This is a genomic window from Lentzea californiensis (assembly GCF_024648825.1).
In the GTDB taxonomy this organism is placed as follows: domain Bacteria; phylum Actinomycetota; class Actinomycetes; order Mycobacteriales; family Pseudonocardiaceae; genus Lentzea; species Lentzea californiensis.
The window spans coordinates 124,234-150,642 of sequence record NZ_JANBBE010000014.1 but is presented as its reverse complement, the minus strand read 5'-3'; the positions used below and the strand labels follow the sequence as shown (position 1 = coordinate 150,642).

General features: G+C 69.2%; 21 protein-coding genes, 1 tRNA gene and 2 pseudogenes. 16 read left to right on the top strand and 8 right to left on the bottom strand.

What is annotated here, in order from left to right:
- Positions 1–165 precede the first annotated feature (165 nt).
- A complete protein-coding gene (locus tag LX88_RS36845; protein WP_258952383.1) occupies positions 166–414 on the top strand; it encodes a hypothetical protein in 249 nt (82 codons plus the stop codon).
- 159 nt (positions 415–573) lie between these two features.
- Here LX88_RS36845 and LX88_RS36840 read toward each other — a convergent pair whose 3' ends face one another.
- The gene (locus LX88_RS36840) at positions 574–1,134 is read right to left on the bottom strand and encodes a TetR/AcrR family transcriptional regulator (protein ID WP_258952382.1); all 561 of its coding nucleotides are present in this window, start codon (positions 1,132–1,134) and stop codon (positions 574–576) included.
- Between the two features lie 101 nt (positions 1,135–1,235).
- Here LX88_RS36840 and LX88_RS36835 point away from each other — a divergent pair, with 101 nt between their 5' ends.
- Positions 1,236–2,108 (top strand): alpha/beta hydrolase family protein, encoded by an 873-nt coding sequence (locus LX88_RS36835; RefSeq protein ID WP_258952381.1) that lies wholly within the window; start codon positions 1,236–1,238, stop codon positions 2,106–2,108.
- 3 nt (positions 2,109–2,111) lie between these two features.
- Here LX88_RS36835 and araD read toward each other — a convergent pair whose 3' ends face one another.
- Together araD and tnpA are read right to left on the bottom strand one after the other, a co-directional pair.
- Positions 2,112–3,818, bottom strand: coding sequence for an L-arabinonate dehydratase (gene araD, locus LX88_RS36830; RefSeq protein ID WP_258952380.1), 1,707 nt, complete (start codon positions 3,816–3,818; stop codon positions 2,112–2,114).
- 81 nt (positions 3,819–3,899) lie between these two features.
- A pseudogene (gene tnpA / locus LX88_RS36825) lies at positions 3,900–4,264 on the bottom strand (IS200/IS605 family transposase).
- A 182-nt stretch (positions 4,265–4,446) separates the two neighbouring features.
- Here tnpA and LX88_RS44685 point away from each other — a divergent pair.
- A pseudogene (locus LX88_RS44685) lies at positions 4,447–5,442 on the top strand (RNA-guided endonuclease InsQ/TnpB family protein); the annotation flags it as partial.
- Positions 5,443–5,585: 143 nt separating this feature from the next.
- Here LX88_RS44685 and LX88_RS36820 read toward each other — a convergent pair.
- Both LX88_RS36820 and LX88_RS36815 read right to left on the bottom strand, forming a co-directional pair.
- Positions 5,586–6,494 carry a dihydrodipicolinate synthase family protein gene (locus LX88_RS36820; protein WP_258952379.1) on the bottom strand — a complete coding sequence of 303 codons (909 nt, stop codon included), beginning with the start codon at positions 6,492–6,494 and terminating at the stop codon, positions 5,586–5,588.
- On the bottom strand, positions 6,481–7,125 hold the full coding sequence (locus LX88_RS36815; RefSeq protein ID WP_258952460.1) for a GntR family transcriptional regulator: 645 nt from the start codon (positions 7,123–7,125) through the stop codon (positions 6,481–6,483). The genes LX88_RS36820 and LX88_RS36815 overlap by 14 nt, the downstream gene beginning before the upstream one ends.
- Positions 7,126–7,327: 202 nt before the next feature.
- Here LX88_RS36815 and LX88_RS36810 point away from each other — a divergent pair, with 202 nt between their 5' ends.
- From LX88_RS36810 to LX88_RS36795, 4 genes are all read left to right on the top strand, one after another.
- Positions 7,328–7,882, top strand: a complete 555-nt coding sequence (locus LX88_RS36810; RefSeq protein ID WP_258952378.1) for a hypothetical protein — start codon at positions 7,328–7,330, stop codon at positions 7,880–7,882.
- 184 nt (positions 7,883–8,066) lie between these two features.
- Positions 8,067–8,984, top strand: a complete 918-nt coding sequence (locus tag LX88_RS36805; protein ID WP_258952377.1) for a DUF1996 domain-containing protein — start codon at positions 8,067–8,069, stop codon at positions 8,982–8,984.
- A 123-nt stretch (positions 8,985–9,107) separates the two neighbouring features.
- On the top strand, positions 9,108–9,659 hold the full coding sequence (locus tag LX88_RS36800) for a sigma-70 family RNA polymerase sigma factor (RefSeq protein WP_258952376.1): 552 nt from the start codon (positions 9,108–9,110) through the stop codon (positions 9,657–9,659).
- Positions 9,656–10,360 (top strand): anti-sigma factor family protein, encoded by a 705-nt coding sequence (locus tag LX88_RS36795; RefSeq protein WP_258952375.1) that lies wholly within the window; start codon positions 9,656–9,658, stop codon positions 10,358–10,360. The genes LX88_RS36800 and LX88_RS36795 overlap by 4 nt, the downstream gene beginning before the upstream one ends.
- A 47-nt stretch (positions 10,361–10,407) precedes the next feature.
- On the opposite strand, the gene LX88_RS36790 is transcribed toward LX88_RS36795, so the two are convergent.
- Complete coding sequence (locus LX88_RS36790) at positions 10,408–11,352, bottom strand: zinc-binding dehydrogenase (protein ID WP_258952374.1); 945 nt, start codon at positions 11,350–11,352, stop codon at positions 10,408–10,410.
- Between the two features lie 207 nt (positions 11,353–11,559).
- Between LX88_RS36790 and LX88_RS36785 the strand changes: the two genes are divergently transcribed.
- The 6 genes from LX88_RS36785 to LX88_RS36760 all read left to right on the top strand — a co-directional run bounded on the left by LX88_RS36785 (position 11,560) and on the right by LX88_RS36760 (position 21,546).
- Positions 11,560–13,527: an FG-GAP-like repeat-containing protein gene (locus LX88_RS36785; protein ID WP_258952373.1), complete on the top strand. Its 1,968-nt coding sequence runs from the start codon at positions 11,560–11,562 to the stop codon at positions 13,525–13,527.
- Between the two features lie 503 nt (positions 13,528–14,030).
- Positions 14,031–15,575 (top strand): tachylectin-related carbohydrate-binding protein, encoded by a 1,545-nt coding sequence (locus LX88_RS36780; RefSeq protein ID WP_258952372.1) that lies wholly within the window; start codon positions 14,031–14,033, stop codon positions 15,573–15,575.
- Positions 15,576–15,591: 16 nt separating this feature from the next.
- The gene (locus LX88_RS36775) at positions 15,592–16,161 is read left to right on the top strand and encodes a hypothetical protein (protein WP_258952371.1); all 570 of its coding nucleotides are present in this window, start codon (positions 15,592–15,594) and stop codon (positions 16,159–16,161) included.
- 103 nt (positions 16,162–16,264) lie between these two features.
- Complete coding sequence (locus tag LX88_RS36770; RefSeq protein WP_258952370.1) at positions 16,265–20,023, top strand: hypothetical protein; 3,759 nt, start codon at positions 16,265–16,267, stop codon at positions 20,021–20,023.
- Between the two features lie 71 nt (positions 20,024–20,094).
- Positions 20,095–20,685 carry a hypothetical protein gene (locus tag LX88_RS36765; RefSeq protein WP_258952369.1) on the top strand — a complete coding sequence of 197 codons (591 nt, stop codon included), beginning with the start codon at positions 20,095–20,097 and terminating at the stop codon, positions 20,683–20,685.
- 72 nt (positions 20,686–20,757) lie between these two features.
- Complete coding sequence (locus LX88_RS36760) at positions 20,758–21,546, top strand: oxygenase MpaB family protein (RefSeq protein WP_258952368.1); 789 nt, start codon at positions 20,758–20,760, stop codon at positions 21,544–21,546.
- Here LX88_RS36760 and LX88_RS36755 read toward each other — a convergent pair.
- Together LX88_RS36755 and LX88_RS36750 are read right to left on the bottom strand one after the other, a co-directional pair.
- A complete protein-coding gene (locus LX88_RS36755) occupies positions 21,521–22,909 on the bottom strand; it encodes an aldehyde dehydrogenase family protein (protein WP_258952367.1) in 1,389 nt (462 codons plus the stop codon). The genes LX88_RS36760 and LX88_RS36755 overlap by 26 nt on opposite strands.
- Positions 22,906–24,519: a thiamine pyrophosphate-binding protein gene (locus LX88_RS36750; RefSeq protein WP_258952366.1), complete on the bottom strand. Its 1,614-nt coding sequence runs from the start codon at positions 24,517–24,519 to the stop codon at positions 22,906–22,908. The genes LX88_RS36755 and LX88_RS36750 overlap by 4 nt, the downstream gene beginning before the upstream one ends.
- A gap of 308 nt (positions 24,520–24,827) precedes the next feature.
- On the opposite strand from LX88_RS36750, the gene LX88_RS36745 reads away from it, so the two are divergent.
- The 3 genes from LX88_RS36745 to LX88_RS36735 all read left to right on the top strand — a co-directional run bounded on the left by LX88_RS36745 (position 24,828) and on the right by LX88_RS36735 (position 26,373).
- Positions 24,828–24,899, top strand: a tRNA-Glu gene (locus LX88_RS36745).
- Positions 24,900–25,018: 119 nt separating this feature from the next.
- Positions 25,019–25,681: an SAM-dependent methyltransferase gene (locus LX88_RS36740; protein ID WP_258952365.1), complete on the top strand. Its 663-nt coding sequence runs from the start codon at positions 25,019–25,021 to the stop codon at positions 25,679–25,681.
- 83 nt (positions 25,682–25,764) lie between these two features.
- Positions 25,765–26,373, top strand: a complete 609-nt coding sequence (locus LX88_RS36735; RefSeq protein WP_258952364.1) for a DUF4383 domain-containing protein — start codon at positions 25,765–25,767, stop codon at positions 26,371–26,373.
- Positions 26,374–26,409 lie beyond the last annotated feature (36 nt).

Below are 26,409 nucleotides of genomic sequence, written 5' to 3'. Positions count from 1 at the left end.
GCTGGTCGAACCAATCATGACGGGTCAGGCGCCCGGTGTGGGCATCGAGGAGGGCCGGGATCACGACCTCCAACGGGCGACAAGGCCTCCGCTGCGGGCAACGGAGCCCCCAAGATCCTGGAAGGTGCTCGGCCACCGACCGCGCGCCCGCGGGGCATCAGCCCGGTGGCCACCAGCACGTCAGCGCCCGCCGCCGCGGTGGCGATCGGCCCGAACCACTCGCGACCAGCGCGTCCGCGACGGTCGCGGGATCCGGCGGCGCACTCGTCACCAGCTCGCACCGACTGTTCGAACGCGACGAACGGCACGCCGTGCACGTCCAGCCTGGACACGAACTCGTTGTCCGGCGGCACGCACACCACAGCCTCCGCTTGCGGCAAGATCCCGCTCGCCGCGCAGAATTCCCTGCCGTAGCCGGGCACTGGACGAAGTGGGAGTCTCGAAGTCGCCGGCGGTGGATCTGCGACGTCGGTCAGGTCGTCGTCGACGCGGTCCGCGCGCAGGGCCGCCGCGTGCTCGCGCGGCTGCCGTGGCGGACATGATCCGCATCGACGGTGCGGCGGTGGCGGCCGGTCACTGCTGGACGGAAAGCCCGTCCAGCAGCAGGGCGATCAGCCGCCGCGGGTCGTAGCACGGGTCGTCGTCCCGGCCGATGCACAGGTTGCCGATCCCGCGCATCAGCTCGAACGGCCGGACGCCGGCGCGGATCTCGCCGGCCTCGGCCGCCGCGTCGAGCAGCGAGCCGCACACCGGTCCGAGCCGGTCGAGGAAGTACGCGTGCAGCGAGGCGAAGCCGCTGCTGTCCGACTGCATCGCGCCGGCGAGTCCGTGCTTGGTCACCAGGAAGTCCACGAACAGGTCGATCCACTTGCGCAGCGCGGCGACAGCGGAGTCCTCTGTGGACAGCAGGGCGGGGCCGGCCTCCGCGCAGGCCTCGACCTGGTGCCGGTAGACGGCCACGACGAGGTCCGCGCGGGTGGGGAAGTGGCGGTAGATCGTGCCCATGCCGACACCGGCCGCGGCGGCGATCTCGCGGATCGGCGCGTCGACGCCCGACCTGACGAACACCTCGGCCGCGGCGGCGAGCAGCGTCTGCTCGTTGCGCACGGCGTCGGCACGCTTGCGTGGTGGCACGCGCGCTCCTTCCCGAGCGGTCGGTTGACAAAGCGGAACAGTGCTCCGTATCGTTCCGGAACGTCGCTCCGCTTGAGTGGACTGTACTCGAAGGGAAACCCATGACCGTCTTCACGGTGAGCCCTGTCGTGCTCGAGATCCCCGGCAGGCCCGTTGACCTGCAGGTGAAGGTCTCCGCGCCGACGGAGGGCACCGGCCTGCCGATCCTGCTGCTGTCACACGGGCAGGGCTACTCGAACCACCTGTCCTCGCTGAACGGCTACGCGCCGCTCGCGAACCACTGGGCGGAGCAGGGCTTCGTCGTCCTGCAGCCCACGCACCTGAGCAGCAGGAGTCTGACGCTGCCGGAGAACACCCCTGGTGCACCGATGTTCTGGCGTTCTCGCGCCGAGGACATGTCGCAGATCATCGACTGCCTCGACGAGATCGAGAAGGCCGTGCCGCAGCTGCAGAACCGCCTCGACCGCACGAAGATCGCGGTCGTCGGCCACTCGATGGGAGGTCACACCGCGAGCCTGTTGCTGGGCATGCGGACCGAGGGCGTGAGTCTGAAGGACGACCGGATCAAGGCGGGCGTGCTGCTCGGCTCGACCGGCCGCGGCGACGCGGTCACCGACGTGGTGAAGGAGAACTACTCCTTCATGCAGACCACGGACTTCAGTGGGATGACCGCGCCCGCGCTCGTGGTCGCCGGCGACGCGGACGCCTCCGCGCACCTGACCACCATGGGCCCGGACTGGCACGCCGACCCGTACCACTTGGCGCCCGGCCCGAAGGACCTGCTCACGCTGTTCGGCGCGGAGCACGGGTTCGGCGGCGTCTCCGGATACGACGTCGCCGAGACCACCGACGAGAGCCCCGAACGGGTCGCGGCCGTGCAACGGCTCACCACGGCCTACCTGCGCGGTCAGTTGCTCGGAACCGCCGACTGGCAGGACGCCGCCACCGAGCAGGGCCGCATCGAGTCCAAATAGGACCTAGTGGGCGTTGGGCTCCGGATTCGTTCCGGGGCGTGACAGGAACTCGAAGTCGCAGCCCTCGTCGGCCTGCGTGATGTGCTCGTAGTACAAAGCGCCGTAACCGCGTTCGAACTTCGGCGGTGGCGTCGTCCACGCGTCACGGCGACGCGCCATCTCCTCGTCGGAGATCTCCACGCGCAGCACCCGCGCCTCGACGTCCAGCGTCACGAGGTCGCCGTCCCGCACCAGCGCCAGCGGCCCGCCGACGTGGGCTTCCGGTGCCACGTGCAGAACGCATGCGCCATAAGAAGTTCCGCTCATCCGCGCGTCGGACACGCGCACCATGTCCCGGACACCCTCGCGCAGCAGCTTGTCCGGGATGGGCAGCATCCCGTATTCCGGCATGCCGGGCCCGCCCTTCGGGCCGCCACCGGCCAGCACGAGCACCGAATCCTTCGTCACGTCCAATGAAGGATCGTTGATCCGTGCCTGCAGATCCTGGTAGCCGTGGAAGACCACGGCGGGCCCGGTGTGCCGCCACAACGCGGGATCAGCCGCCACGTACTTGATCACCGCGCCGTCAGGAGCCAGATTGCCCCGCAGCACAGCCAGTCCGCCCTCGGCGGAGATCGGATCGTCCACCGGGCGGATCACCGCGGAGTCGTGCACCTCGGCGCCGTCGAGGTCCTCGCCGAACGTCCGCCCCGTCACCGTGATCCGCTGGAGGTGCAACGAGTCCCGCAACCGCGACAGCAGCCCGCGCAGCCCGCCCGCGTAGTAGAAGTCCTCCATCAGGTGCTGTCCCGCGGGCTGGACCGAGGCAAGCACCGGCACCTCCCGCGACAACCGGTCGAAGTCGTCCAGCGACAACGGGATCTGCGACCGCCCGGCCATCGCGATCAGGTGGATGTACGAGTTCGTGGAGCCGCCCAGCGCCAGCACGGTCCGGATCGCGTCCTCGTAGGCCTCCGCCGACAGCACGTCGCCGATCGTCAGCCCCTCGCGCACCATCCCGACCGCGCGCATGCCCGACGCGGCCGCCATCCGGTGGTGCGCCGAGTCGACGGCCGGGATCGACGACGCCCCCGGCAGCGTGAGCCCCAGCGCCTCCGCGGCGGCCGTCATGGTCGAGGCCGTGCCCATCGTCATGCACGTGCCGGGGGAGCGGGCCAGCCCGGACTGGATCTCGGACCAGTCGGAGGACGAGATCGTGCCCGCCCGCTTCTCGTCCCAGAACCGCCACATGTCCGTGCCGGACGCGAGCTGCTCGCCCCGCCAGTGCCCCCGCAGCATCGGCCCGGCGGGCACGAAGACCGTGGGCAGCCCGGCGGAGGCCGCCCCCATCAGCAACGCGGGCGTGGTCTTGTCGCAGCCGCCCATCAGCACGCAGCCGTCGACGGGATAGGACCGGAGGACCTCCTCGGTCTCCATGGACAGCATGTTCCGATACAGCATCGGAGTCGGCTTCTGGAACGTCTCCGACAGCGTGGAGACGGGGAACTCCAACGGGAAGCCGCCCGCCTCCCAGACCCCGCGCTCGACCTGCTGGGCCCGTTCGCGCAGGTGCATGTGGCACGGGTTGATGCCGCTCCACGTGTTCAGGATCGCGATGACCGGCTTGCCGAGATGCTCGTCGGGGTTCAGGCCGAGCTGTCGCATCCGGGCGTTGTGCGAGAACGCCCGCAGTCCCTCGCCCTCGAACCACTCCGCGCTGCGAAGCTTCACCTGAACTCCAATCGGGGGAAGGCTGGTCGTTTACGTTCAGGAGGTGCCGATCCCGGCTTGTGCTGCCCGCGCGGGGGGCCGTCAGTCGGGGCGCTTCTGCTGGTCGATGTAGTCCTTGATGATTGACAAGGGCGCACCACCGCGCGACCCGGCGAAGTAGGAGGGCGACCAGAAGTGCTGCCCCCACAGGTGTCGGCGGATGTGCGCGGCGAATTCTTGCCGCAGGCGTCGAGAGGAGACGCCTTGAGACTGTTGACCAGTGTGGACAGAGCCAGGCTGGGCGGGTAGTGCACGTGGTCGGTCTCGCCGTTGAACTCGCGCAGCTCCGCGCCCAGGCCGGTGCACACGTCCCGCACGATCTCCTTGCAGCGGCACAGGATCTGATCAGTGAACGCGCCACGCCGGTACTTTGTGACGAAGACCAGGTGGACGTGAAGGTTGTAGATGACACTGCGTCCCCTGCGTACGTTGGGGTCGGGTTCCCATCGTGGTGACCTAGACCAACGCTATGGTGATCAACGTGAAGCAGGTTGTGCAGGTGCGCTTGCTGCCGACGCCCGCGGAGGCGTCGGCGCTGAATGACACCCTGCGCGCCTGCAACACGGCGGCTTCCTAGCTGTCTGGGCGGATGTGCACCGACCAGGTGTTCCGGAAGTGCGACGTGCAGAAACGCCTCTACGCCGCGCTGCGGGAACGGTTCGGGCTGGCCGCCCAGCCGGCGATCCGGGTGATCGGCAAGACCGTGGACGCTTACACGACACTGCGGGCCGGCCTTAAGGCAGGCAACTACGGGCCGCCTGGGTCGGAGCGGCGCCGGAAGGTCGAGGACACCCCGATCAGGTTCCGCCCGCTTGCGGGGCAGCCGTTCGACGCCCGCTGTCTGTCCTGGCAACTCGGTGACGCGGGCCGTGACGGGACGGTGTCGATCTGGACGGTCGCCGGTCGGCTCCGCACCGTGCGGCTCGTCGGAAACCCTGGGCGTCTCGCCTTGCTGCGTTCCCGGCCGGTGATCGGGGAAACCGATCTGCTGCACCGGGACGGGGTGTGGCTGTTGCACGCCGTCGTCGACAGTCCCGAGGCCGCCCGGCAGGAACCGGCGAACGGGGTCGACCTGGGCATCGTCAACATCGCGACCACCTCTGACGGTGACCGGTTCTGCGGGGCGCGCCTGAACCGCTACCGTGAACGCCAGCAGCGAATCCGGAAACGGTTGCAGGCCAAGAAGACATCCTCCGCGCGGCGGTTGCTCAAGAAACGCCGTCGTAGGGAGGCGCGGTTCGCGGCCGATGTGAACCACCGGATCAGCAAGAACATCGTGGCCGAGGCTGAACGCACCGGACGCGGGATCGCCGTCGAGGAACTGACGGGAATCCGTGTCCGGGTACGGCTTCGCAAGCCCCAACGGGCCACGCTGCATTCCTGGGCGTTTTCTCAGCTCGGTCAGTTCCTGACCTACAAGGCCCAGCAGGCCGGTGTGGTGGTGGTGCAGGTCGATCCGGCCTACACCTCGCAGACCTGCCACGCCTGCGGGTACGTCGACAAACGCAACCGCCGCAGTCAGGCGGTGTTCCAGTGCGGCCGGTGTGACTTCGTTGGGCACGCCGACCACAACGCAGCACACAACATCGCGGCCCGCGGTGTCGTGCGCTGGGGCGAAGTCATACGCCCAGACGCAGCGCCCATCCTGGCAGCCAGCCAGGACGGCAGCAGCAAGCCTGAAAACCGCCGCCCGCGGCGGCTGGCAAGCTCGTCCCTTCAGGGACGAGTTCATGACAGCAGGCTCCACGAGTGCAACAGCACACCCACGGCCGAACGGTCCGCTTCCGGCAAAACAGAGGCAGGCGGTCGCACGTCCCGGCGGCACAACCCCAGCTGCGCCAAGGCTTCCTTCACCACGGACACGTTGTTCGCCGACTCACCGGCCGCCCGCAGCTCCTCGAACCCCCGGACGAACTCCCAGAACTCCATCGCCGCACCGAACTCACGGGCCCGCAGGCACCGGAACATCTGCAGCGACAGCTGCGGCGCGACGTTCGCCAGCCCGGACGTGAACCCGGTGGCCCCGACCGCGAAGTACCCCGGCGCCGACAGCTCGGCCAGCCCCGCGACCCACGTCAGCCGCTCGAGCCCGGCGTCACGGGCGACGGAGGCGAACCGCACCGGGTCCGGCACCGCGTACTTCACGCCGACGACGTTCGGGCACGCGTCCGCCAGTGCCGCGATCTGCTCGCCGCCGATGCGCGGGTTGCGCACGTACAGGACCACGCTCAGCTCGGGCACCGCCGAGGCGATCGCCCGGTGGTAGTCCACCCACCCGTCCAGCGAGACGTACGGGTGCACCGGCTGGTGGATCATGATCCCCCGGGCACCTGCCCGGTCCGCGAAGCGGGCGGCGGCCACGGCGGACGTCAGGTCGTGCCCGACCCCGGCGACGATCGCCGCACGGTCCGCGGCCACGTCCACGGTGATCCGCAGGGCGCGTTCGGTCTCGGCGGAGGACAACGTGTAGAACTCGCTCGTGTTGCCGTTCGGCGTCACGACCGAGATCCCGGCCTCGACCATCCGGTCCACGACCGCGGCGTAGTCCTTCTCGTCGATCGCCCCGTCCGCGCCGAACGGTGTGACGGTGATCGCCACCACGGAAGCCAGCTGCTTGGACAGGTCATCGAACGACATCGGGGAGCTCCTCGACCACTCGATCGGCGAAAGTCTGGATGTGACGGCGCAACAGGCCGGCCGCGGCGTCGCCGAAGCCCTCCTCGGCGGCGACGAGGATCGCCCGGTGCTCGGCGGCCTCGGCGTCCCAGGTGGGGTGCATGCCCCAGCCCGCGACGGTGATCAGCGCGGCCTGGTCCCGCAGCCCGTCGAGGATCTCGACCAGCAACGGGTTGCCGCACCCGGCGTAGAGCGCGCGGTGGAAGCGGCGGTTGGCCAAGCTGCGTCGCGCCAGGTCGGTGACCTCGTCCAGGGCTGATCTCGCCTCGGTGAGGTCCGCTCCCAGTTCGACGGAACGGCGCAGCGCCTCCGGTTCCAGCAACAGCCGCACGTCGTAGACGGACGCGGCCATCCCGGCGTCGACTCTGCGGACCGTGGCGCCCTTGTACGGGCTCATCACCACGAGCCCCGACCCGGCGAGCGTCTTGAGCGCCTCGCGCACGGGCGTCTTCGAGACGTTGAGCGTCGCGGCGAGATCGGTTTCCACGAGCGCCTGACCGGGCTTCAGCTTTCCGTGAAGAATCGCTTCTTTGATCGATTCCAGAACAAAGTCCGTCCGGGACGCCGGAAGGACGCCAGACCGGTCATACATCATATATGAGAGCGTAGGAGCTGGTAGAGCGCCGGGTCAACCGTTTCGTGTGGGCTGCACGACCTCTTTGTATCTGCGTTGAACCAACTTCCTCACAGGCTCGTTCTGAAGGTGTTGGTCACCGCCGTACGCGGGACTGGAGAAGGAGAGAATTGAGTGCATCGTTCCGCGTGACCGTGTCCATTGCCGCGTCCGCCAGCGCATGGCACCGAACTTCCTGGGCACCGACGAGTTGAACGAGAACGACATGCTGATGGAAGAACTGCCACCGGAGGCCGCGCTCGACGGGCCTCCGCCGGACCTGGACCACCTGCTCCAGCGCACGCTGGGCACGGTCCGTGAAGAGAGATATCAGGCCGTGCGGCGCCGTGGGCGCATCACGGCCCTGTCGTCGACCCTTGTCGTCGCCGGAGTGCTCGCTGGGGGCGTCTGGCTGGGTCAGGGAATGGGGGTCGGTGGCACCGAGACCGTCGCCGCGCTCCTGCAGGGGACCTCGTCGACGGGTGCGCGCATGGCCGTGCAGGTCACCGACACCGAAGGCGGCCTGAAGCTGGTCGCGACGATCGACGGGATGCAGGACGGGGAAGCCTGCTGGCTGGTCGTGCACACGAAGGACGGGCGAACGTTCACCGCCGGTTCGTGGAGGGCGCACGGCGGTGAGGTGACCTTGGCCGGGTCCGCGATGGTGCGGGCGGGGGACGTGACCGGGGTCAGCGTGGTCGACCACGACCGCCTGCCGCTGGTGACGGCGAACTGAGGCGGGACTCGGGCCGCGGAGCGACGTGCTTCACGGTCCCGGGTCCTCGTCAGGTCCACTGCCCGCCCGCCCGGCGCGCCGGGCTATCGTCGTGCCCGGACACGCCGGCCAGTCCTGCTGAGACGGCGCACTTCTGTTCGCCCGGACCGATTGGCAGGCTGTGGACGTGGCCCGGAACAAACCGGTGACCTTCGCAGTCGCGGTGGTCGCGCTCCTCGTCGTCACGGGCTCCGCGGTCCTGCTGCGCGGCACGTCCAACGGCGCGCTGTCCGCCGGCCAGTACGTCACCGAGCTCGACCAGGTGCTCACCGGCCCGAAGACGCCGCACGTCGTCATCCGCTGCGGTGCGAACGAGGACCGCCACCTCAACGCGGACAACCCCGTCGTCTCACCCGGCATCCCGTTCGGCGCCCACCACACGCACGAGTACGTCGGCAACAGGTCGGCCGACGCCAAGTCCACGGACGAGTCCCTCGCGGCCGCCACCACCACGTGCGAGAAGAACGACCTCTCGACCTACTACTGGCCCGTGCTGCGCCTGACCGACGGCACCGGGCACGACCAGCACGCGGACGGCGGCGGCCTGCACGGCAACACCGGTGAGGTGCTCAGGCCGAAGAGCGTGGAGATCCGCTACGACGGCAGCCCGGTGAGCGCCGTCCTGCCGATGCCCCGGTTCCTGCGCCTGATCACCGGCGACCCGTCGGCGTTCTCCAACGGCCACGGCCCGAACACGCGCGCCCGGTGGGGCTGCTCGGACCGGCCGGACCGCTACACGACGAAGTACCCGTTGTGCGGAAACGCGACCACGTTGCGCAGCTACGACTTCGGCAGCTGCTGGGACGGCAACAACACCGACAGCGCCTCGCACCGCACGCACGTGGTGTTCCCGCTGGCCGGTGGCATGTGCCCGGCCAAGACCTTCCCGATCCCGCGCCTGCACGTCACCGTGGGCTACGACGTCCCCGCGGGCCGCCCGTTCGCGATCGACAGCTTCCAGGAGGAGCTGCGAGATCCGGCGACCGACCACGGCATGTACATCAACGCCATGCCGGAGGAGCAGATGGCGGAGCTGGTCGGGCGGCTCAACCGTTCCCGCTAACATCCGGCATTCCTATTTTTCAGTGGAAAGCCGTTGAACCGAAGCTCTCTGTCGCTCGTGTGTCGGCTGAGGTCTTGAACAGGACGCCCGCAGAGGTGTTCGCGGGCGGGGAGGAGTGGGTGGATGGCGGCTTTGTTCTCCCGCAAACGGGAGGCCGCGGCCGACGAGGCACTGATCCGATCGCTCTACGAGGAGCACGGGCGGGCGCTGCTGGCGTACGCGACGCGGCTCACCGGCGATCGGGCGGCTGCCGAGGACGTGGTCCAGGAGACCCTGGTCCGAGCTTGGCGCCATCCCGACGCCCTCGTGAACGGCAAGGGATCGGTGCGTGGCTGGTTGCTGACGGTGGCGCGCAACATCGTCACCGACAGGGTTCGTGCGAGGGCCGCGCGGCCTCAGGAGGTGGCGGAGTCCCCGGCGACGCCACCCGTCGAGCGCGACCACGCTGACCAGGTCGTCGACTCGGTGGTGGTGCTCGAAGCGCTCGACAGGCTGTCCTCCGACCACCGCGACGTGCTGATGGAGATCTACTTCCGCGGCCGCAGCGTGACGGAGGCGGCGCAAGCGCTCGGGGTGCCACCTGGCACAGTGAAATCGAGATCGTATTACGCGTTGCGAGCCTTGAGGGAGACCTTCGGAGGTCAGAAGGTCGCACTGAAGGGGGTGGCTGGATGACCACGCGACACGACCCGCAACTGCTCGGTGCCTACGTTCTAGGGGCACTGGCCGAGCACGAGGTGCGCGAGATGGACGAGCACCTGGCGTCCTGCCCCGAATGCGCGCGTGAACTCGAAGAGCTCCGCGACATGGAGGCCTTCCTCGGCGAGGTGCCGCCGGAGGCCATGCTGGACGGGCCGCCCGAGGGCGGCGATCTGTTGTTGCAGCGCACCTTGCGCCAGGTGCGTTCCGAACGGGGCGGCGTCGCACGGCGTCGTCAGTTCGCGCTCGGTGCCGCGGCGGCCGTCGTGGCCGTGGTGGTGCTCGGTGCCGGTGTCTTCGTCGGTAAGGCCACGTCACCCGATGTGACGGCCCTTCCCACCCCGACGGTGGCACCGGACCCGGCGGGCACCAGGCTCGCCACGTTCACCGATCCGCTGACCAAGGCGTCGATGACCGTGAAGGTCGTCCCCGCCGCCGGGTGGGTCCGCACGAACATGGCGATCAACGGCATCCCCGAGGGCGAGAAGTGCCGGATCTTCGTCGTCTCGAAGGACGGCAGCCGCCAGGAGGCGGGCTCCTGGGTGGTGTCCAAGAAGGGCGCCGCCGAGGGCACGAACCTGGACGGTTCCGCGCTGGTCGACCCCAAGGACGTGCAGTCCGTGGTGGTCGAGAACTTCGCGGGCAAGAAGTTCGTCGAGGTGCCGGTACAGGCGTGATGTGACGACGAGGGGCCGCTTCCACAGTGCGGAGGCGGCCCCTCTTTTCACGGCTTGAGCACGACTTTCCCCGCCGTGGCGCGGGATTCCAGCGCCACGTGGGCCGCGGCCGCGTCCTTCAACGCGAACGGCGGGTTGACCAGCGGCACGAACCGCCCGCTCGCCAGCCCTGCCATCGACTCGTCCTCCAGCACCCGCAGCCCTCTTCGCATCAACCCGGGTCCCAAAGCGACAGTCGCGGTGAGACTGTTGGCGAACAACGCCTCGGTGCTGATCGGAGTCGCGGTCCCGGACGCCCACCCGTAGATGATCTGCCGCCCACCGGGCCCCAGCGTCTTCAGCGCCTGCGCCCCCGCCTCACCGCCGACGCCGTCCAGCACCACGGTCATGTCCTTGAGCCCGTCCGCCCAACCGGGCAGGGTGTAGTCGATGGCGGCATCCGCCCCGTTGTCCATGACGAGGTCGAGCTTCTCGCCACTGGCCAGCCCGACGACCTGAGCCCCGACGTTGCGAGCCTCCTGCACGAACAACGCGCCCATGCCACCGGCCGCCGACGTCACCAGCACCACGTCGTCCTTCGTGAGCTTCGCGGCGTCGAGCACCCCGACCACCGTGCGGCCGGTACCGATCATGGCGACGGCGGCCTCGAACGACACGTCGTCGGCCAGCCCGTGCAGCGATCTGGCCTCCGCCACCGCGAGCTCCGCGTATCCGCCGTTCGCCTGCCCGAGGTGCACCACCACCCGCCGCCCCAGCCACTCGGCCTCGACCCCCTCCCCGAGCGCCGTGACGATCCCGGCGACCTCACGCCCCGGCGTCATCGGAAAACCGACGGGCCCGAACCCGCCCTTGCGGATCGTGGTGTCGACCAGGTGCACCCCGGCCGCGGCAACTGTGATCCGCACTTGACCGCTCGCCGGCTCCGGATCGGGGACCTCCTCGAAGCGCAGGTTCTCCGCCGGACCGAACTCGTACTGCCGAATCGCGAACATGAGCCGACGCTAGGAGCTCGACTTACCTGGAGGTCAATGCTGCCAACAAGATCAGCTTCGGCGCGTTACGCGACAAGCGTCACTCCTCATGCCGTGGAAACTCGGATGATCTGCAGGTACCGTTCCCGCCGCACACCCGTGGGGTGTGCGCTGTTCTGGGGGCAGCGCGCTGAGTTTCGCGCGCTCTGGGGGTTTGGGGAGACGCGTATGCGTTTTCGAGCTGCAAGCACGACCAGGAAGATCACCATCGGTGCTTCCCTCGTGGCTGTCGCGTTCGCCGGGGTGCCGGTCGCGCAAGCGTTGTCGGGCGGCTCGGTCGTTCCCGACGGCGCCTACAAGTTCATCGCAAAGATCTCCTCGGGCACCACGGCGGCCTGCACCGGAGCTTTGATCGATCCGATGTGGGTGCTGACCGGCAAGGGCTGCACGCCGGCGGGTGCCACGGTCTCGGTGGCGGGCAAGAACATCGGCATCGCCTGGGTCGTCACCCGTGCCGACCGCGATGCCGTGCTGGTGCGGCTGTCCGGGCCCGTCGAGGGCGGCTCACCGATCGCGATCGGCTCCGCGCCCGTGCAGGGCGAGGTGCTGCGGGTCGCTGGTTTCGGCCGCACGATCACCGAGTGGGTGCCGGATCGTCCGCGCACCTCCCTGTTCACCGTCGGCTCTGCCAACGGCCAGACGGTTGCCCTGACCGGCAACGACGGCGTCGACACCTGCAAGGGTGACGCGGGTGGCCCGGTGTTCCGCGAGGTTGGCGGCGTGCCTCAGCTCGTCGGACTCAACAGCACCTCCTGGCAGCGCGGTTGCATCGGCGTCAGTGAGACCCGGCAGGGCAGCACCGCCGCTCGCACGGACAACCTCGGTGACTGGTTCGCCTCCGAGTTGCTGGACCTGGCTGCGCAGGCCGCGCCCAGGCACGCGGTCAACCTGACGTGGGCGCCCAGGGGCGCCCAGTCGTTCAAGGTGTACGCCTCGCAGAACGCGGACGTGCCGGTCGGTCCGTCCACCCTGATTGGTACTGCCACCACGGCGTCATTCACGCACAGCGCGCTGGCAGCCAACCAGAAGTGGTACTACCGCGTCGTTCCGGTGAACAACGGCCAGGACGGCACTGCGTCGGGAGTGAGCGCGGCCACCACCAAGGTGCCCACCCGCAACGACTTCACCGGTGACGGCCTCGACGACCTCACCGCCGCGTACGACCTCGGTGACCACACCCTCGCCCTTCCGGTGTGGGCCGGAGGTCAGAACGGCCTCGGCGCACCCGAGTTCAAGCTGCGGGGCAACGCGGGCGGCTTCAACCTGGGTTTCGCGCGCTGGGTGAGTGGGGACTTCAACGGCGATGGCAGGGCCGACGCCGCGGCGTTCTACAACTACCCGCACGGCGAGACGAAGCTGCTCGTCTTCTACGCCACCGCGACCGGCTACAGCGACTGGCAGGAGAAGTGGACGGGCGGACTGAACAATCCGCCGTCCGCGACCTCGAAGCCCGTCGCGGGTGACTTCAACGCCGATGGTCGCGCCGACATCGCCGCGTTCTACGACGTCGGCAACAACCAGACGAAGCTCTTCGTCTGGTACGGCACGGCGACCGGGTTCGAGCCGCCCGCCGAGAAGTGGGACAGCGGCTCCGGGCAGTGGAACCAGGCGAAGGCCACCTATCTCGCCGGCGACTACAACGGTGACGGCAAGGTCGACATCACCGCGGTCTACGACTACCTGGACAGCGGTGTCGCGTTCTGGACGTTCGAGGCGACCGCGAACGGGTTCAACGCCCCGGTACACCGGCTCGGCGTGACCGGCTGGGGCAACGGGCAGGCGCGGTACGTGTCCGGTGACTGGAACGGCGACGGCCGCTCGGACGTCGGTGCCTTCTACAACTACGGCAACGGCCGGACGAAGCTGCTCGTCTTCTACGCGAACGCGACCTCGTTCAGCGGCTGGACGGAGAAGTGGGACGGTCTCGACGGGAACTGGGCGGCGCAGTACGCCCGGATCACCTCCGGCGACTACAACGGTGACGGCCGCGCCGACATCGTGGCGTTCTACAACTACGACAACGGCCTGACGCGCGCGTTCCTGTGGAAGGGCAACGCGAACGGCTTCGACGCTCCCGTCCAGCAGTGGGACGGTGGCGACGGCAACTGGCCCGCACAGTCGGCGAAGTTGTTCTAGCTCGAGCACCAGGGGACCGGGACCATCCGATCGGATGGTCCCGTTTCGGCGTGACCGAAGGGAACGAGAGGCCGCTTCCGTTCGTTGTGAGGCGGCTCCTCTTCTCGCGGCTTGAGCACGTCACCGGAAAGTCGACGTGCGCGGACCCGCCTCCGTGGATCGTGGTGTCGACCAGGTGCACCCCGGCCGCGGCAACTGTGATCCGCACTTGACCACCGGCGAACTCTGGATCGGGAACCCCAACGAAGCGCAGGTTCTCCGCCGGAGCGAACTCGTACTGCCGAATCGCGAACATGAACCGGTACCAGGAGTTTGACTCATGTGGAGGTCGACTGCGCCGGCAAGATCATCCTGCGGCGTTACGCGACAAGCGTCACTTCGCGTGCTGTGGAAAGCCGGATGATCTGCAGGTACCGTTCCCGCCGCACGCCCGTGGGGTGTGCGCTGTTCTGGGGGCAGCGCGCTGATGTTTTCGCGCGCTCTGGGGGTTTGGGGAGACGCGGATGCGTTTTCGGTCTGCAAGCACGACCAAGAAGATCACCATCGGCGCCTCGCTCGTGGTTGTCGCGTTCGCCGGTGTGCCGGTCGCGCAGGCGTTGTCGGGCGGCGCGGTCGTTCCCGACGGCGCCTACGAGTTCCTCGCCCGCATCACGGCAGGGGACAAGGGGTGCTCGGGTGCGCTGATCGATCCGGAGTTCGTCATCACCGCCGCGTCCTGCCTGCCGCAGACCGGTGAGGTGAAGATCGTGGTGGGCAAGGCGAACATCGCCACAGGCGCCGGCCACGTGACGACCGCCGCGAAGATCGTCCGGCACACCGGCCGGGACGTGGCGGTGGTCAAGCTGGCCGCGAAGACCACTGGCATCACGCCTCTGGCACTCAGCGCCACCGCCTTGGCGCAGAACGAGTCCGTGAAGACCGCCGGGTTCGGACGGACAGGGACGGAATGGGTGCCGGCCCGGCCCCACGTGGCGACGTTCACCGTCGGTGCCCTCAACGCCATCGAGGCATCGCTCACCGGTGAGAAGGACACCTGCAAGGGTGACGCCGGTGGTCCGGCGTTCCGAGAGGTCGGCGGCACGCCGCAGCTGGTCGCGCTGAGCAGCAGGTCCTGGCAGAACGGCTGCCTGCTGGTCGCCGAGACCCGCAAGGGCAGCACCGGCACGCGCGTCGACGACCTGACCACGTGGATCACCAAGCAGATCGTGCCGACGCCGGTCACGTGCACACCCGTGACGGTGTGGTCCACACGGCAGAACGGCGATCTGCACCGCTATGTGCACGCTGACGCGAAGACCGGCGGCTTGTCCTGGTCCGGCGGCCAAGCGGTCGGCAACGGCTGGTTCGGGCGGATGGTCGCGGGTTCCGGCAACGTGGTGTGGGACTTCCACAAGAAGATCGACGGCAACGACCCGCACGCGGACGGCGTGCTCAAGCGCTGGGTGTGGAACCCGAGCCCGACCGTGCCCGACACCGGCTTCTGGTCCGGCGGTCAGGTGGTCGGCAGCGGTTGGGAGCGGTACCTCACACCGGAGTACAAGAACCGGATCACGATCGACAGCGCCGGCCGCATCTTCGTGATCGACGACCAGGGCCGGCTGCGGTACTACGTCTGGGACACCGCGAACAACACCTGGGTGAACGGCTCGGGCGACACCGTCGAGTCCGGGTGGGAGCGCTTCGACTCGATCACCGCCGCCGGCGACGGCGTGCTGTACGCCCGCCAGCCGAACGGTGACCTGTTCCGCTTCGAGTACAACGTGTCCTCGAAGACGTGGACGCAGAAGGACAAGCCCGCGGGCAAGGGCTGGAACATGTTCAGCGAGATCTTCTCGCCGGGCGGCGACCTCCTGTACGCGCGTGGTGCGCTGGGGAAGAACCCGTGGGGCGAGGACACGGTGCCGGTGCTGCGCTGGTACGCGCACTACGACAACACCGACGGCTGGGCGCCCGGCGCGGCCGACAACACCGGCCGGTCCATCGGGTCCGGCTGGGACACCGAGCGTCACGTCTCCGCTCAGGCGGGCGCCTGCACGCTGGTGAAGTGACATGCGCTCGACAGGGTTGAACGACAAGTTGAACGACAAGAATGCCTGGGGGTTCAAGATGAAGTCGTGGTCACGTGTGTTGGTCACCGGTCTGGCGGTCGGAGCGGTCGCGGTGGGGGGTGTCTTCGCGGCAAGCGCCAATGAGCCGACGGCCGCCGACGTGCAGCAGCCGCTCGTGGAGGACTTCGGCTACCCCGGTGCCGCGCGCATCCTGGCCGAGGACAACGTCGAGCTGATCTCCGGTGACGGTCACATCGTCTACTCGCCGTGCGTACAGCAGCCGGAGAACGGCATCGGCGTGATGGTCATCGGCTCGACCGACCTGAGCGTGGGCGGGAACAACGACGGCCGGGTCTGTTTCAAGGTGCTGGGCACCCCAGGCTTGCTGGTGCTGCGGATCCCGGACGCGTTCGAGATCCGTGGTGACGGCCACGGTTCTGTGCAGGGGCACAAGGGCACCGTCGAGGTGTCGCGAGAAACGGGTGAGCGCAGGACCGTCGAGCTGAACCCGAACGGCAACCAGCAGGTCGGCCTCGGCAGCAACCAGCCGGCGGAGACGATCGTCAAGCTGGAGATCAAGCCGTAACGGCGAGCCCTCGCACGACATTCTGACGGACAGGCGACCGGAACTCCGCACAGGAAATTCTGGCCGCCTGTCCGAAGTGCACCACGAGTCCTGGGGGAAGTTCATGAAGAACACGAGATCCCGAAAACTGATCTCGTTGCTGCTGGCATTCGCCACGGTGGCGAGCACAGTGGTCGTCACCGCACCGCAAGCCGCGGCCGAGGAACCAGAACCACAGCGCAACGACCGCATGCGGGTCATGTCGTTGTGGCGCCTGGGCGGCCCGGCCGTCAAGGACGCCGCGGCCGGTGCGCTGGTTGGAACCGACGCGGACATCGCCAGCTTCGTCAACGGCGATTCCTACCGGCGGGCCGCCGAGTCCGACGACCGCGGCTGGCTGTCGAAGATGCTCGAAACCGGTGGCGTGGGAGTAAAGCAGGGCGCTCAGCAGGCGCTCGACGCGGGCACGCCGGCCGCGATCCGCGATTTCCTGAACACCGGTTGGCAGAACGCCCAGAACTTGGACGTGCGGATCGGCCTCAACCAGGCGATGGCCGTCTCCGGCCCGAACGTGCGGGCAAAGGTCCAGGAGGCGCTGGACTCGAACGACCCATCCATCCAGCGCGCGTTCCTCCAGTCGGGCTGGCAGGACCAGGAGAAGCTCGACCAGCGCATCAAGGTCAACCAGCTGATGTCCGTCGGTGGTCCCCGGGTGCGAGCCAAGGCGCAGGAAGCGCTCGATGCCGGCACCCTGGAGGCCTATACGAACTTCATGACCTCCGAGTGGCCGATCGCGCAGGCACGCGACGACGAGCTGGCGTCCGTCGCCGAGCTTGCCCAGGTCGCGAAGGCCGCCGGTGAACTCGCGATCCAGGAGACCCAGGCGGCCAAGGACGCGTCGGCACGGGCTGTCGCCGAGGCCCAGCTCGCCAAGGAGGCGGCGGAGCGCGCAGCCAAGGCTACCGAGGCCGCGAAGAACAACGCCGACGAGGCTGCCCGGTTCGCCGGGGTGGCCGCGGACGCCGCGACGAGAGCCGCGAGGTCCGCCGGTGAGGCTGTCTCGGCCGCCAACAACGCCACCAACGCCGCCAGGATGGCTGCTTCGGCGGCTTCTCGCGCCGCTTCGGCCGCCGCCGCTGCCGGACAATCGGCTTCCGCCGCCTACAACGCCGCCGCTGCGGCCGTCGCCGACCGGAACAAGGCCGGCGACGCCCGCAACGCCGCGGTCAAGGCACGCGACGACGCCGCTAGGGTCGACGAGGCCGCTGAAGCCGCGAGGCTCGCCGCCGATGCCGCTCGCAACGCGCTCAGCGCCGCGCAGTCAGCCGTGTCGACGAGCCAGCACGCCGCTGCCGCCGCCATCGCCGCCGCGAACGCCGGCAACTTCGCCGACCAGGCCGGCGCGGACGCTCAAGCGGCCCGCAGCGCTGCAGCCCTGGCCCAGCGCGAGGCCGAACGGGCCAAGCGCGCGGCCACCGCCGCGGAGACCTTCGCAAACGCCTCAGCCGCCGCAGCCGACCGTTCCAGGGCCGCCGCGCTCAAGGCGGGCACGAACGCCAGGGAGGCCGCGGACGCCGCCCAGCAGGCCGCCGACCACGCCGTGGAAGCGGACAAGCAGGCGGCTGAAGCGACCAAGCACGCGAACGCCGCCACGACCGCCGCCGAGAACGCGGTGACCGCCTCGAACCAGGCCAAGACGATCTACGACGCCGCCCGTGTCGTGGAGGACGAGAACCTCAAGATCCACGCCGAGCAGGTGCGCGCGGCGGCTCAAGAGACGAAAGCGACCTTCGCGGCGGCCCAGCCCGCCCCGCAGCGGGACGCGGACCAGGCGACCAGGCGGGACGCGGGGACGAACACGCTGATCGCCGAGGCGACCGCGCCCGGTGCTGCCGAGTCGCTGGTGGTGAGCCACGGCCGCAAGATCGCGCTGCGGCTGGCCTCCTCGGACGGCGAGTGGACCAGGCGCGCTGCGGAGGCCGCGCTCGTCGGTGCCGACGCCGAGGTCGCCCAGTACGTGCGCCACGGCGTCCAATTCGCCGCAGGCAGGGACGACCGAAACACGCTCGAGATCATCGCCGCCGATGGCACGCAACGGTTGAAGGACGCGGCGAACGCGGCACTGTCCGGTTCGGACGCCGACATCGTGCGATTCCTGCGTGACAAGAACTATGTGGGCCGCGACCAGGACGACCGCATCAAGATCAACCAGGTGATGGCGGCGGAACGGCAGGAAAATCGCACCATCACCGCGGCTGCCGCGCAGAAGGCGCTCGACGTCGGCACCGCGGCGGCGTACCAGAAGTTCCTGAAGACTGACAGGTTCAACACCGCCGTCGTCGACGACCGCGTTGCCGTGAACCGCATTGTCAGCGATCCTGCCTCTGGCCCGGAGACGAAGGCGATGGGCAACGCCGTCCTGGACGGTTCGCCCGCCGCGATCAAGCAGTGGCTCGAGTCTGGCCGCTACTCCTCGATACGTCGCGACGCCGAAGCGGCCGCGCACATCGCTGAGGTGTCGACCCTGCTGTCGGTGGCCTCGAAGTCGGCGGCCACTGCCGTCCAGGCCGCCAACGAGGCGCAGGCCGTCGCCGCCACCGCCCGAGGCGCGGCGGCGGAAGCGGCACAGTACGCGCAGCAGGCCCGCAGCCAGGCCACCGAGGCCGCGAAGTACGCCCAGGACGCCTCCGCCTCAGCCCAGCAGGCCGAGCAGTCCGCGCAGAAGGCGGCGGAGTCGGCCCGCACGGCGAAGTCGGCGTCGGCCAGGGCGTTCGCGGCCGCGCGGGACGCGGCCAGGTCCGCCACCTGGGCGGAGTCGTCGGCCGCACAGGCCAGGAGGTTCGCGAACGAGGCGTACGCGTCGGCGCAGACCGCCTACGACGCCAAGATCGCCGCCGGCGAGTTGGCGGGCGAGGCTCTCGCCGCCGCGGACGAGGCGTTCAAGCACGCCAACCGGCTGGTCGACGACATGAAGGTCAGGGAGGCGGCTGATCAGGCCGCGTACTGCGGGATCCGGCACCAGGCGGGCTCCGGCGAATACACCAACTGCATCAACCTGGTCGGCCAGTCCGACGACGAGAAGACCGCCCGCGCGTTCCAGAACGGTCAGATCTGCGACCACTTGTACGGGCAGGGCCGCGAGAGCGACCTCTACAAGAACTGCACCGCCGACGTGCTGCATCCTGGATTTTCGGAGAACCGCAGCTTCGAGCTCGGCATGGCCACCATGCAGATGTTCATGGCGATGCTGACGGTCGTAGTGGTGGCCAACTCGATGATCACGATGATGCTGCAATGCGGCGTCGTCTGCGAGGGCCTTCTGATGTCGGTCGACCCTGCTGGCGCGGCGCTCTTCCCCAGCTGGCTGATCACGGTGTCGACCAGGTCAGCCATAGTGGGCCTCGCTACCAAGGTTATGGCCGAGGTGAGGGCTCTGCAGGCCGAGCTCGCGGCGATGCGGGCAGCCAGGGTGCAGCAGGCGACGAGCCTCACGAGAACGGAGGCCGAACGCATCGGCGCGCTCGGTGTGGATCTCGCGCCCGGCAAAGAGGGGATTTTCTCCGCAGAGGAGCTGAGAATCGCTCTGTGGGGGGAGAAGACCTACGGTAAGGAGTTCTTCCGTTACTCCGGACCCTTCGACTCGGCGAATCCGGACTGGTACACCGCGGACGGAATGACGTACGACGCGTTCGGTCCCTTCAACGCCCAGGCGGACCAGTTCTTCCAGCTGAACTGGCCGAAGACGTCCAACAGCCTGTTGAAGCATTCGGCCAAGTCCGACATCGTTCTCCTCGACGTGACCGGTCTGAGTCCGGGGAATGAGCAGCAGATACTGCAGTACATCAGGGACAAGTCCCTGCCGAACATCGTCGTCGTCCGCTAGTCAGACAGTCCACTTCAGACAGCAGGGGCCGCTTCGCGTCGCGGGGCGGCCCCTGCGCTTAGGATCGAGCCATGTCCTGTGACTTCACCGTCGACCATGCCGGAACCTGGTACGGCCCGACGTGGAACGCCTCTCGCGGCGTCTTCTCCTGGGTCCTCGGGCAGATCGCCGAACTCACAACAGATCCCGAGGTCGCCGCCGTGCTCCGAGGGCACGTCGCCGACCAGGACAGCATGTTCTTCCTCAGCTGGTACCCCGTCGAGCAGGGTGCGGAGATCGTGCGGGTCATCACCGGTCCGCTTCGTGAGGTGCTCGAGGGTGAGAACGAGCACGTACGGGCCGTCGTCTCGGACTTGATCGCGATGGCGGAGGGCTGGGCCGCCGCGACCGACGTGTTTCCCCTATCTCTGCCGTGGAGGTTCATCCGTCAGGACACCGGCGAGGTGATGCGCTACCACAACGCGGAACGGCCGCTGGACATCGTCTTCGACGCTGTGCACGACGTGGAACTGCCCGAGGAACTCGGGTACCCGCAGATCAGTGTGGCTGACGACGGTTACGAGGTGAGTGCGGTCGAGTTCGACGGCGTCGTGCCTGCTGCTGGTCTGCGTCTTCTGGGTGATCCGTACAACGGTCCGCTGGGGCACCGCATCGAGGGTTGACGTGGCGGGGTGCTTAGCTCGTTGGGGTGACTGAACTTCAGCTCGTGGTTCCGCGCACGGAATGATCATGGTGTGACGCTGGGACCTGAGTCGGTGACGTGGCGGCTGGGCTGGTACACGCGGTTCGAGCTGGTGGTGCTGGGACGCGCGGTGCTGATGCAGGTCGCGCACCCGGTCATCGCCGCCGCGGTGCGCGACGGTTACCGGGCCGATCCGTTCGCGCGGCTGACGAGGACCATCGCGTCGTCGCAGCTGCGGTTGTTCGGGGGTGAGCAGGCCGGGCCGGAGGCGGAACGGCTGCTGCGCGCCCACGCGCGGATTCCCGGCGCGGGCGAGGAGCTGTTCCGCTGGGTGCACGCGACCAGCTTCGACTCGCTGCTCACGGCGTACCGGTTGCTGCGGCCCCGGCTGCCCGCCATCCACGAGGAGCGGCTGTACCGGGAGTGGCGGGAGACGGGGGAGTCGCTGGGCATCAGGACGATGCCGGGTGATCTCACGGCGTTGCGGGAGTACCTCGACGACGTGGTGGCCACGCAGTTGATGCCCACCGACGGGGTGGACGGCCTGTTGGAGGCGTTCCAGTTGCGGACGGGCAAGGCGCCGGGTGCCGAACACGTGCCGAGTGCGCTCTGGCCGTTGGTGCGGCCCGTGGCGGCGCAGGTGTTGCCGGACTTCGCCGTCGGCACGCTGCCGGAGGCGTTGCGGGACAAGCTCGGTCTGGAGTGGACGGACCGGGACGGGCGCAGGCTGCGGCGGTGGATCCGGATGATCCGGGTGGTGTCCGCGTTCGTCCCGGCCAGCCTGTTGCACTACCCGATGCCGTACCGGGCGATGCTCAGTGCGCGATCATCACGTGCTTGACGCGCGTGTAGTCCTCCAGGCCGTGCATCGACAGGTCCTTGCCGTAGCCCGAGGCGCCGAAACCGCCGTGCGGCATCTCGGACGCGACGAGGCCGTGCGTGTTGACCCAGACGATGCCGAAGTCGAGCCGTGCCGTCAGTGACGCGACGCGCCCGTTGTCGCGGGTCCAGATCGAGGACGCGAGTCCTTGCGGAACACCGTTGGCCAGAGCGATCGCCTCGTCGTCGGAACCGAACGCCTGCACGGTGATCAGCGGGGCGAACGCCTCCTCCTGGACCAGCTCGTCGTCCTGGTTCAGGCCGGAGACGACCGTGGGCTCCAGGAAGAACCCGGAGGACCCGTGCCGCTTCCCTCCACAGTGGACGACACCGGGCGAACGGGAGAGCAGGCCGAGCACGCGGTCCAGCTGGGCCTGGCTGTTCAACGGCCCGAAGTCGGTGCCGGGAACCTGCGCCGACGCCGCTTTCGCCAGCGCGGCGACGAACTCGTCGTGCACGGCCGAGTGCACCAGCACCCGTGAGGCGGCCGTGCAGTCCTGGCCGGCGTTGTAGAACGCGGCGCCCACGACGCCTTCCGCGGCGGCGGCGACGTCCACGTCGTCGAACACCAGGACCGGCGCGTTGCCACCGAGTTCGAGGTGCGTGCGCTTCACCGTCGCCGCGGCGCTGCGGGCCACCTCGACGCCGGCGCGGGTGGAGCCGGTCAGCGACACCATGGCGGGCACGGGGTGCTCGACCAGCAGCCGGCCCGTGTCGCGGTCGCCCAGCACGACGTTGAACACGCCCGCCGGGAGGACGGACGCGGCGAGCGTGGCCAGCAGCACGGAGGACGAGGGCGTGGTGCCGGCCGGCTTCAGCACCACCGCGTTGCCCGCGGCCAGGGCCGGGGCGATCTTCCACACGGCCATCATCAGCGGGTAGTTCCACGGCGTGATCTGCGCGATCACGCCGACCGCCTCACGGCGCTGGTACGAGGTGTGGCCCGGCACGTACTCACCCGCGGCGGCGGTGCCCAGAGCCCTTGCCGCACCGGCGAAGAACCGGATCTGGTCCACGCACTGCGGGATCTCCTCGTCCAGCAGCACCGAGCGGATCTTGCCGGTCTCGCGGACCTCCGCGTCGGCGACGACCTCGGCGTTGGCTTCGAGGAGACCGGCGAGCCTCAGCAACGCCAGCTGACGTTCGCCGGGCGTGGTGCGCGACCAGGCGGGGAAGGCCGCCTGCGCGGCACGCACCGCCGCGTCGACCTCGGCCGCACGGGAGACGACCGCGCGGCCGAACTCCTCACCGGTGGCGGGGTCGACGAGAGGTGAGGTGTCCGCGGCCGTGGCGGAGGCGCCGTTGACGAAGTTCGCGACGATCACGTGTGCTCCAGGTGCGTGGGGGCGAACATGCGCAGCACCGCGGACAGCACGACCACGTGCGGGCCGTCCCCGGCGAACGCCTTGGCGAGGTCCTCGCGCAACGACTCGGGCGTGCTGCGGGTGGCGGGCACCCCGAACGACGCGGCGAGCGCCACGAAGTCCGGCCGGGTGAGCTCGGTCCCGGTGGCCTGGCCGAACGCGTCGGTCATGTACTCGCGCAGGATGCCGTAGCCGCCGTCGTCGACGATCAGCCACACGACCCGCGACCCGTGTTGCGCGGCCGTCGCGAGCTCCGAGATGCCGTACATCGCGCCGCCGTCACCGGACACCGCGAGCACCGGCCCGTCGACGGCCGCCGCCACCCCGAGCGCCGCCGGGAAGCCGTAGCCGAGCCCACCGGCACCCTGGGCGGAGAACTGCGCGCCACCCCGCGGATCCCAGGCCGACCAGGCCCAGTACGCCAGGATCGTCATGTCCCAGCAGGTCGGCGTGCCGTCCGGAACGGCCGACCGCAGCGCCGCGAGCAACTGCCACTCCAGGTCGAGCTCCTGCTCGCCGAACCGTTGCCGCACGTTCGCGAGCAGCGCCATGACCCGTCCCTCGGCGACACCGTCCACAGCACGCGATGTCACGCCGGAAGTCAACGCGCGCAAGGCATGCCGGGCGTCGGCGTGGATGCCGAGCGCGGGGTAGTTCGACTCCAGCTTGCCGAGGTCCGCCTCGACCTGGACCACCGCGCCACGCGGCCGGAACGTCCGGTAGTTGCTCGACAGCTCACCCAGCCCCGACCCGACGACGAGCAGCACGTCCGCGTCGGCCAGGAACTCCGTCGTGTAGCGGTCCTCCAGCCACGACTGCGCGGAGAGCGGGTGGTCCCAGGGGAAGTTGCCCTTGCCACCGAACGTCGACACGACCGGCGCCCGCAGCTTCTCCGCCAGTTCCTGCAGTTCCGCCGACGCACCGAGCGCACCGCCCCCGGCCAGGACCACCGGCCGGGTGGCGCCGTTCAGCAACCGCACGGCTTCCTCGACCAGCTCAGCTTGCGGGTGCAGTTCTCGCGGCGCCCAGGCCACCGACGTCACGGAAGGCACGGAGGCGGGCGCGAGCAGCACGTCCTGCGGGATCTCCACCCACACCGGCCCGAACGGCGCGGTCAGCGCGATCTCCCAGGCCTCGGCCAGCGCCGGCGGGATCTGCGACACGTGCCGGACGACCCGCGCGTGCTTGACCACGTCGCGGAACGAGGCCAGCTGATCGGTCAGCTCGTGCAGGTACCCGCCCCGCACACCACCGAGTCCGGCAGCGGGGATCTGCGACGAGATGCCCAGCACCGGCGCCGACCCGGCGGCCGATTCCTGCAGTCCCGCAAGGGTTTGGAGCGCACCGGGCCCGGTCGACACCAGCAGCGGCGTCACCGAGCCGGTGATCCGCGCGTGCCCGTCCGCGGCGAACGCGGCGTTGACCTCGGTCCGCGAACCCACGTACCGCAGCTCCGATCGCCGCAGCGCGTCGAAGAGCCCGAGCGCGTGCTGGCCGGGGATGCCGAACACGGTGTGCGCGCCGAGCGCCTCCAGCGTTTCGACGACGACGTCGCCACCGTTGCGCGTCACTGCCCCTCCTCCAACGCCGGCAGGCCCACCAGGTCGCAGGCCACGTGCGAGGCTGCCACAAAGTGATGTTCGTGCGTCCACGGTCTCGCCCCACCCGCGTTCGTGATCTTGGAACGGCCGGCGCGCGGGCCGTCCGGTGGTTCGCGCCGACGTGGCTCGATTAATTCCTTTGCGGCGGGTGCGCGCTCTCGGTCATCATTGTTCACATGATCCGAGCAGATGAATGGGCCGGAGCGCCCTCCAAGCTGTGACCTGCTAGTTCACTTTCTTCTATTTGTGCGAGCATTTGTGCGTCAATGCTCGTTCCAGGCGTGTTCGTCTAGTGGTCAGGACGTCGGATTCTCAATCCGGAAACACGGGTTCGATCCCCGTACGCGCTACGTGGCCCGGTCTTCGTGGGGTGGACCGGGCCCTCCCGCGAGGGGGTCCATGTCAGACGGACCCAAAGAATCTTCGAAAACTTCGCCCGAATGGTCTAGGCGCCAGTTACGCTCTGCGAATGGCTGCGGTCCCCGCCTTCGCACGCTACGAGGTCGACGTACGTCGGCCGAACGCCGCGCGCATCCATGACTTCTACCTCGGTGGCGCGCACAACTACGCCGCCGATCGCGCCTTCGCCAAGCAGGCTGTCCGGATCGACCCGGAACTGCCGCTCGTGACGCGGGCTCAGCGCACGTTCTTGCGCCACGCCGCCCGCCACTGCTGGGCGGCGGGCGTGCGCCAGTTCCTCGACCTCGGCTCGGGCATCCCGACGTGCGGTGCCGTGCACCAGACGCTGCCCGACGCCCGTGTCGTCTACGTGGACTCCGATCCGGTGACGGTCGCGTTCTCGCGTGGACTGCTGCGCGGCGAACCGAGGGCGTGCGCGATCGAGGCGGACCTGCGCCGCCCGGACCAGGTGCTGCGCCATCCCGGCGTGCTGTCGCACCTCGACCTCCGCGAGCCGTACGCGGTGCTGATGGTCGACGTCCTGAGATACGTCGACGACGCCACCGGACCGGGCCGCGTCGTGCGCCGCTACCGGCACGCGTTACCGGCGGGCGGGTTCCTCGTGGTGTCGCACCCGGCTCCGGTCGACCAGCTCGTGGAAGGCCTGTCGATCGAGGCGCCGGCCGTGGTGCCGGGCGCGTACGCCGCGATCGGGCGCAAGGGTCAGCGCTAGATCCACGCCGCAGGCCCGAACGTTTGGTCTCTGTGAGGCAGGGGTAGTCCGCCGGGCGACAAGACTGGAGCCTGGAGGGCGTCATGACCCACCGCATCAAGATCGCCGGTCTTCAGCCGGTGCAGGTGCTGGCCGGACTGGCCGGCATCGCGTTCATCGTGTTCGGCGTCGTGGGCTTCACCCGCACCGGGATCGGCGACTGGGCCGCTCAGTCGTTCGTGCTCGGGTTCTCCGTGAACCCGTTGCACAACCTGGTGATGGTGGCCGTCGGCGTGCTCGGTCTGCTCACGGCTCTCGGTTCGGGCCTCGCGCGGATGTACGGCTGGCTGCTGTTCGCCGGCTTCGCCGCGCTCTTCGTCTGGGACCTCATGATCACGGGAATCCTCGCCCAGAACCCGGCCGAGCGGTTCGGCAACCCGCTGGCGGTCAACGTCAACGACAACTGGCTGCACCTCGGCATCGCGCTGTTCGGTCTGCTGCTCGCGGTCATGCCCGCGCGCCGCAAGCTGGTCGAGGAAGAGGACCCGGTGCTGCCGGAGCCCCGCTCGGAGGCGTTCCACGGCGAGCGGGACGGGACGGCGATCACCGAGCCGCTTCCCACCGCGGCGCGGAACACGGAACCGATCACCCGCGAGCAGGCGGTCGTCGACCCCAAGACCGAGCGGGTGAGCAAGGACAGGATCAAGCACTGACCCAGGGCGGTATCAGCCCCGGTCCGGCACAGACGC

Bases quoted from the DNA above. Each gene is read 5' to 3' on its own strand.
- LX88_RS36835 (WP_258952381.1), top strand. From the start codon at position 1,236: ATGACCGTCTTCACGGTGAGCCCTGTCGTGCTCGAGATCCCCGGCAGG.
- LX88_RS36820 (WP_258952379.1), bottom strand. From the start codon at position 6,494: ATGTCGTTCGATGACCTGTCCAAGCAGCTGGCTTCCGTGGTGGCGATC.
- LX88_RS36815 (WP_258952460.1), bottom strand. From the start codon at position 7,125: ATGTATGACCGGTCTGGCGTCCTTCCGGCGTCCCGGACGGACTTTGTT.
- LX88_RS36810 (WP_258952378.1), top strand. From the start codon at position 7,328: ATGGCACCGAACTTCCTGGGCACCGACGAGTTGAACGAGAACGACATG.
- LX88_RS36800 (WP_258952376.1), top strand. From the start codon at position 9,108: ATGGCGGCTTTGTTCTCCCGCAAACGGGAGGCCGCGGCCGACGAGGCA.
- LX88_RS36795 (WP_258952375.1), top strand. From the start codon at position 9,656: ATGACCACGCGACACGACCCGCAACTGCTCGGTGCCTACGTTCTAGGG.
- LX88_RS36790 (WP_258952374.1), bottom strand. From the start codon at position 11,352: ATGTTCGCGATTCGGCAGTACGAGTTCGGTCCGGCGGAGAACCTGCGC.
- LX88_RS36785 (WP_258952373.1), top strand. From the start codon at position 11,560: ATGCGTTTTCGAGCTGCAAGCACGACCAGGAAGATCACCATCGGTGCT.
- LX88_RS36780 (WP_258952372.1), top strand. From the start codon at position 14,031: ATGCGTTTTCGGTCTGCAAGCACGACCAAGAAGATCACCATCGGCGCC.
- LX88_RS36770 (WP_258952370.1), top strand. From the start codon at position 16,265: ATGAAGAACACGAGATCCCGAAAACTGATCTCGTTGCTGCTGGCATTC.
- LX88_RS36765 (WP_258952369.1), top strand. From the start codon at position 20,095: ATGTCCTGTGACTTCACCGTCGACCATGCCGGAACCTGGTACGGCCCG.
- LX88_RS36740 (WP_258952365.1), top strand. From the start codon at position 25,019: ATGGCTGCGGTCCCCGCCTTCGCACGCTACGAGGTCGACGTACGTCGG.
- LX88_RS36735 (WP_258952364.1), top strand. From the start codon at position 25,765: ATGACCCACCGCATCAAGATCGCCGGTCTTCAGCCGGTGCAGGTGCTG.